This window comes from Fructilactobacillus lindneri DSM 20690 = JCM 11027, assembly GCF_002907375.1.
GTDB classification, from domain to species: domain Bacteria; phylum Bacillota; class Bacilli; order Lactobacillales; family Lactobacillaceae; genus Fructilactobacillus; species Fructilactobacillus lindneri.
In genome coordinates this window covers 1-1,710 of record NZ_MIYK01000009.1, presented here as the reverse complement: position 1 = coordinate 1,710, position 1,710 = coordinate 1, and the positions used below count along the sequence as shown (strand labels likewise).

Sequence of the window (1,710 nt, the reverse complement as noted above, 5' to 3'; positions counted from 1 at the left end):
AGAGTAGATACTCTCAAAACTGAGCAAGATTTTGATCGGTGTAAGTTCCGAATTTTTCCTTAGAAAGGAGGTGATCCAGCCGCAGGTTCTCCTACGGCTACCTTGTTACGACTTCACCCTAATCATCTGTCCCACCTTAGGCGGCGGACTCCGTAAAGGTTATCCAACCGACTTTGGGTGTTACAAACTCTCATGGTGTGACGGGCGGTGTGTACAAGACCCGGGAACGTATTCACCGTGGCATGCTGATCCACGATTACTAGCGATTCCAACTTCATGCAGGCGAGTTGCAGCCTGCAATCCGAACTGAGAACGGCTTTAAGAGATTAGCTTGACCTTGCGGTTTCGCAACTCGTTGTACCGTCCATTGTAGCACGTGTGTAGCCCAGGACATAAGGGGCATGATGATTTGACGTCATCCCCACCTTCCTCCGGTTTATCACCGGCAGTCTCTCTAGAGTGCCCAACTTAATGCTGGCAACTAAAGACAAGGGTTGCGCTCGTTGCGGGACTTAACCCAACATCTCACGACACGAGCTGACGACAACCATGCACCACCTGTCATTCTGCCCCCGAAGGGGACACCTAATCTCTTAGGTTAACAGAAGATGTCAAGTCCTGGTAAGGTTCTTCGCGTAGCATCGAATTAAACCACATGCTCCACCGCTTGTGCGGGTCCCCGTCAATTCCTTTGAGTTTCAACCTTGCGGTCGTACTCCCCAGGCGGAATGCTTAATGCGTTAGCTGCGGCACTGAGAGGCGGAAACCTCCCAACACCTAGCATTCATCGTTTACGGCATGGACTACCAGGGTATCTAATCCTGTTTGCTACCCATGCTTTCGAGCCTCAGCGTCAGATGCAGACCAGACAGCCGCCTTCGCCACTGGTGTTCCTTCATATATCTACGCATTTCACCGCTACACATGAAGTTCCACTGTCCTTTTCTGCACTCAAGTTATCCAGTTTCCGATGCACTTCTCCGGTTAAGCCGAAGGCTTTCACATCAGACTTAGAAAACCGCCTGCGCTCGCTTTACGCCCAATAAATCCGGACAACGTTTGCCACCTACGTATTACCGCGGCTGCTGGCACGTAGTTAGCCGTGACTTTCTGGTTAGATACCGTCACACCGTGAGCAGTTGCTCTCACGGTCGTTCTTCTCTAACAACAGAGTTTTACGAGCCGAAACCCTTCTTCACTCACGCGGCGTTGCTCCATCAGACTTTCGTCCATTGTGGAAGATTCCCTACTGCTGCCTCCCGTAGGAGTATGGGCCGTGTCTCAGTCCCATTGTGGCAGATTACCCTCTCAGGTCTGCTACGTATCATTGCCTTGGTGAGCTATTATCTCACCAACTAGCTAATACGCCGCGGGTCCATCCAGAAGCGATAGCATAAAAGCCATCTTTCAAACGAGAACCATGTGGTTCTCGTTGTTATACGGTATTAGCATCTGTTTCCAGGTGTTATCCCCTTCTTCTGGGCAGGTTACCCACGTGTTACTCACCAGTTCGCCACTCGGTCAGATCTATCGTCAAGCTGATGCAAGCACCAGCTATCAGTTAGGAGACCTCGTTCGACTTGCATGTATTAGGCACGCCGCCAACGTTCGTCCTGAGCCAGGATCAAACTCTCATTTTAAAAATGAGAACTTTACTAGCTCTTATTTATTTTATTTCTTAAAGCAAATTGACTTTGCATAATGTTTTAA

Annotated in this window: 1 rRNA gene; it reads right to left on the bottom strand. The window is 49.6% G+C overall.

The window, feature by feature from the left end:
* Positions 1 to 63 precede the first annotated feature (63 nt).
* Positions 64 to 1,640: ribosomal RNA gene (locus BHU33_RS02940) — 16S ribosomal RNA — on the bottom strand.
* Positions 1,641 to 1,710 lie beyond the last annotated feature (70 nt).